Below are 4580 nucleotides of genomic sequence, written 5' to 3' on the forward strand. Positions count from 1 at the left end.
CGACCCCCGGGGGTGCGCCCCCTGGCGGGCCGGTCCGCTGAATCCTTCCCCGACCGTCCCCATCCGCGCGTCCCTTCCTTCGGGAGAGACCCGCGGGGTGAAGGCGGGCGGAGCCTCAGACCGCGCGATGGTACTGGTCGGGCCAGCGGCCTTCGGCTGCGCCGAGCTCGCGGGCGGCGTGGTTCGGCCAGTACGGGTCGCGGAGCAGCTCGCGGCCGAGCATGACGGCGTCGGCCTGACCGGAGGCGATGATCTCCTCAGCCTGCCGGGGCCGGGTGATCTCTCCGACCGCGCTCACCGGCAGATCGGTCTCGGCCTTCACCTTCGCCGCGAACGGCACCTGGTAGCCGGGGCCCGTGGGAATGCGCGCGCCGGCGACGTTGCCCCCGGTCGAGACGTCGAGCAGGTCGACGCCGTGGGCGAGCAGGTCCTTGGCGAAACGGACCGTGTCGTCGGCGCTCCAGCCCTCACGGTCGTCCCGCGGGTCCTCGGCCAGCCAGTCCGTGGCCGAGATGCGGAAGAACAGGGGAAGCTCGTCCGGCCAGACCTCGCGTACCGCGTCGACGACCCGGAGCGCGAACCGGGTGCGGTTGTCGTACGAGCCGCCGTACGCGTCGGTGCGGCGGTTGCTGAAGGGCGACAGGAACTCGGCGATGAGGTAGCCGTGCGCGCCGTGGATCTCGGCCACCTGGAAGCCCGCGGCCAGTGCCCGCCGCGCCGCCGCGGCGAAGTCGCCCACCAGCCGGTCGATGTCACCGACGCTCAGCTCCGCGGGGGTGGGGTGGCCGTCGTTGAAGGGGACCGGGCTCGGCGCGATCGGCTGCCAGCCGTGCTCGCCTGGGCCGGTGGGCCCACCACCCTCCCAGGTGCGGCGGACCGAGGCCTTGCGCCCGGCGTGCGCGAGCTGGATGCCGGGCACCGCGCCGTGTTCCCGCAGAAAGCGGGTGACGCGGGTGAACGCCTCCCGCTGGCGGTCGTTCCAGAGCCCGAGGTCCGCCGGGCTGATGCGGCCCTCCGGCGAGACGGCGGTGGCCTCGGCCAGGATGAGACCGGCGCCGCCCACCGCACGAGCGGCCAGGTGGGACAGGTGCCAGTCGGTCGGCGCCCCCTGGTCGGGCCCCTCGACCGCCGCGGAGTACTGGCACATCGGGGCCATCCAGATCCGGTTGGGGATGGTGAGGTTCCGCAATGTCACGGGCTCGAACAGGACACTCACTGCCGTACTCCTTCTTCGGGGGATCGCGTTCTCCGGGGGCGTCCGGCGACGCTCCGGCAACCCTCTAGTACGATAGTCGACGTACTACGATAGATGTCAAACTACGATTCCTTTCGTACAATCGAGCCGATCTCCAGGAAGGGAGCCGCCGTGTCGACCGCGTCCGTCAGGGCTCTGGCGCACCCCGCCTGCCAGGAGATCCGGCTGGAGGGCGTGCTGCACGCGCTGTCCGACCCGATGCGCCTGCGGATCGTACGCTTCCTGTGGCGACTGGGGGAGGGTGAGGGTGCCCCCTGCTCGGCGATCGAGCTGGTGATCACCAAATCGACCACCACACACCACTTCCGGGTGCTGCGCGAGGCGGGTGTGATCAGCCAGGTCTACCGAGGGACCGCCAAGATGAACGCGCTACGCCGCCACGACCTCGACACGCTCTTTCCCGGACTCCTCGACGCCGTGCTGACCGCCGACGCGGTCCAGCGGGAGCGTGACGGTCTGCCGGCGACCTGACTCGGCCCGGCTCAGCCCGGCCCGGTGACGGTGCGGCCCGCGGCCGGGATGGCGGGGCGGGACCGGGAGAACCACGGGACGGAGTACCGTCCTGTCATGTGCCGCAGCATCAAGACCCTCCGTGAGCCCTACGCCAGCGACGTGACCGACGACGACGTACGAGCCGCCGCGCTCCAGTACGTCCGCAAGGTGTCGGGTTTCCGCTCCCCCTCGGCGCGCAACGCCGAGGCCTTCGAAAGGGCGGTGGACGCGGTGACCGCCGCGACCCGGGCCCTGCTCGACGAGCTCCAGCTGAAGCAGGTGTCCCAGGACTGACCGGAGACGTCTGCCCGCCCGCCGGCGACACGGGGGTGCCGGCGGGCGGCGGCCGGGCTCACCGGGCGTCGGTCAGTCGCGCACGTTCGAGGAGCGGAAGAGCCTGCTCGCGAACATGACCACCACGCCCACCAGGCCGATGATCAGAGCCCACTTGAGGAGCGTGAACAGGAAGCCCAGAACCGAGCCCAGCAAGATGAAGGCGATCACCACGGCCGCCACGATCAGAAGAATTCGTCCCATGCCCTCAACGCTAGGCCCTGGCCGGGCCCGGCGGCAGACCCGCGAGCCGATGTCAGGGACAGGCCAGGGTTATCCCTCAGACGGGCCCCGACCCCGTCCCCACCCGGGACGCTCGATGGACACGACGGCCCGCCAGGAGCGACGGCTTCCCCGATCCGGTGAGCAGGTACGCCGGGAACGTGCCCGCTCATCCGGATCGAGGTCGTGCCCCTAGAGGGCGGAGCGGCCGCCGACGAGGGGAAGGGTGACCGAGCTGGCGCGGGGGTCGACCGAGACGGCGGTGCCCGGGGGCAGGCGCAGCGTGAAGTCGCGGTCCGCGGAGATGAGCACGACGCCGATCCGGTGACCGGCCTTGACGACGTAGTCGCCGGGCTGGAGGTCGAAGCGGAAGTCGTAGAAGCGGTCCTCGCGCAGCAGTTCGGTCCTGGCCACGGAGTCGCGGTTACGGACGTCCAGCCAGCCCCTTGTGATGATCTTGTAGGGGGCGGTCACCGTGACGTGCTCGGCCAGCCGGGCGCAACCGGTGTCGCCGGGCACGCCCTGGCCGTAGCAGACCTGGGTGGCACCGTAGGCGACGTCGCCGTAGGCGCGGGCGTCGGTGCCGTAGTCGACGAGCAGCGCCGTCAGGTATGGCGAGCGCCCGCCCTTGAACGCGGCCCGCACCGAGACCTCCGGGGTGCCGGACAGGCGCGCGTCGCGGGCCAGCGGACTCGACAGGTAGGCCAGGCGGTTGGGGTCGGTGCTCTCGGTGTTCTCGACGAGCTGCTCGGCACCGCGGGTGCTCTGGTCGACGAAGGACTCGACGACGGCGCGACCTCGGGGGCGGTCGGCGCCCAGGGTGCCGTTGCGGCCGTCCTGCCCGGCGGCCAGCTGGAGCCGTACGTCGCGGGTGCCCGGCAGCGGCCACGAGGCGTGCTGCGCCCACTGCCCAGGACCCGACTCCACGTCCGCCTGCGGCTCGTCCATGATGCCGTTGCGCAGGCCGTACAGGTGGAAGTCGAACCAGCGGTGGAGCTGGCGCAGCCACTCGGCGTTGCGCCCGGCGAAGGAGAACGGGTTGAAGTGCGCGCCCTGGTGGAGCCAGATCTTGCGGGGCACGTTCCGCTTCGCGAGGGCGTCCCACCACTGGACGGCCTGCTTGGTCTTGACGTTCCAGTCGTTGAGGCCGTGCACCAGGAAGACCGCCGCGCGGACCTTGCGCACGTCGTTGAGGTAGTTGCGCCGGTCCCAGAAGTCGGAGTAGTCGCCGGTGACCCGGTCCTGGTCCTTCTCTATCCGGTCCATCAGCGCGCCGCAGGCCTGCTGGGCGTTCTGACGGGTCAGCACGTAGCGGGCGAGCACGTCGGCGTCCTCACCCTGGTAGCCGCCGGGGGCCAGCACCCCGCCGTTGGCCCGGTAGTAGTCGTACCAGGAGGAGATGGCCGCGATCGGCACGATCGCCTTGAGGCCCTTGACCCCGGTCGCGGCGACGGCGTTGGGCAGCGTGCCGTTGTAGGAGACGCCGATCATGCCGACGTTCCCGGTGGACCAGCCGGCTTTGACCTCGTTGCCGGCCGCGTCGAATCCGCGGGCGCGGCCGTTGAGCCAGTCGATCGCGGCCTTGGGACCCGCGGTCTCGTTGTCCAGGCCGGTGGTGGGACAGCCGGTCGCCCGGCCCGAGCCGAGGTTCTCCACCAGCGCGATCGCGTAGCCGCGCGGCACGAAGTAGTTGTCGTAGTAGCCGCGGAAGGGCGGAGCGACCGCGCGGGTCACGTCGAAGCCGTCGCCGAACATCTCGTCGTGCAGGTCGTTGAACTTGTTGCGCCGGTACTCCATGCCCGCGGGGTCGGAGCCGTCGAGGTCGACGACGTGGTTGGGCACGTCGTTGCCGCCCGCGTAGTAGGGGCTGGCCTCCATGATGACCGGGACCTTCATCCCGGAGTCGGTCTCCTTGGGCCGCATGATGTCGACGGCGACCCGGTCGGGGAGCCCGTCGGCGTCACTGTCGACCCCGGCGACCTCGACGAACACGGTCTCGGTCAGCGCATCGGCGCGCGAGTGGACCGGCTGGGTCTCGCCGTTCTCTATCAGGGGGGCCGTGGATCGGGCGGCCACCGCGGGTGACGCGGCGGCCGGCAGGACACCGGCAGGCAGGATTACCGCCAGCGCGACGATGATCGTCTTCCATCTGTTCATCGAGGAAAGCTCCCAGAGGGTCGCCGCGACGCCGCCCGGGAGGATCCCGGTGATGCGGTCCAGCGTCATGTTCGCCTCTCCCGCGGCCCGGTGGCCGGCCTGACGTCCTTCGAACCGCAGT

At 71.2% G+C, this 4580-nt stretch carries 5 protein-coding genes; 2 read left to right on the forward strand and 3 right to left on the reverse strand.

Features of this window, described 5'->3' with window-relative positions; genetic code table 11:
- Positions 1-115: 115 nt before the first annotated feature.
- Complete coding sequence (locus ABZ260_RS47100; protein ID WP_355631411.1) at positions 116-1216, reverse strand: NADH:flavin oxidoreductase/NADH oxidase; 1101 nt, start codon at positions 1214-1216, stop codon at positions 116-118.
- 150 nt (positions 1217-1366) lie between these two features.
- On the opposite strand from ABZ260_RS47100, the gene ABZ260_RS47105 reads away from it, so the two are divergent.
- Together ABZ260_RS47105 and ABZ260_RS47110 are read left to right on the forward strand one after the other, a co-directional pair.
- Positions 1367-1726, forward strand: a complete 360-nt coding sequence (locus tag ABZ260_RS47105) for a helix-turn-helix domain-containing protein (protein WP_355631414.1) — start codon at positions 1367-1369, stop codon at positions 1724-1726.
- A gap of 96 nt (positions 1727-1822) precedes the next feature.
- Positions 1823-2041 carry a DUF2277 domain-containing protein gene (locus ABZ260_RS47110; RefSeq protein WP_350927548.1) on the forward strand — a complete coding sequence of 73 codons (219 nt, stop codon included), beginning with the start codon at positions 1823-1825 and terminating at the stop codon, positions 2039-2041.
- A 72-nt stretch (positions 2042-2113) separates the two neighbouring features.
- Here the strand turns inward: ABZ260_RS47110 and ABZ260_RS47115 are convergent, their stop codons facing one another.
- Together ABZ260_RS47115 and ABZ260_RS47120 are read right to left on the reverse strand one after the other, a co-directional pair.
- Positions 2114-2284 (reverse strand): hypothetical protein, encoded by a 171-nt coding sequence (locus ABZ260_RS47115; protein ID WP_169750237.1) that lies wholly within the window; start codon positions 2282-2284, stop codon positions 2114-2116.
- A gap of 210 nt (positions 2285-2494) precedes the next feature.
- Positions 2495-4580 (reverse strand): Xaa-Pro dipeptidyl-peptidase (locus ABZ260_RS47120; protein ID WP_355631417.1); only part of this gene is annotated, 2086 nt, incomplete at its 5' end.

This window comes from Streptosporangium sp. NPDC006013, from assembly GCF_040614275.1.
GTDB lineage: Bacteria > Actinomycetota > Actinomycetes > Streptosporangiales > Streptosporangiaceae > Streptosporangium.

Excerpts from the sequence above, each read along its gene's own strand:
- ABZ260_RS47110 (WP_350927548.1), top strand. The coding sequence starts at position 1,823 with ATGTGCCGCAGCATCAAGACCCTCCGTGAGCCCTACGCCAGCGACGTG.
- ABZ260_RS47115 (WP_169750237.1), bottom strand. The coding sequence starts at position 2,284 with ATGGGACGAATTCTTCTGATCGTGGCGGCCGTGGTGATCGCCTTCATC.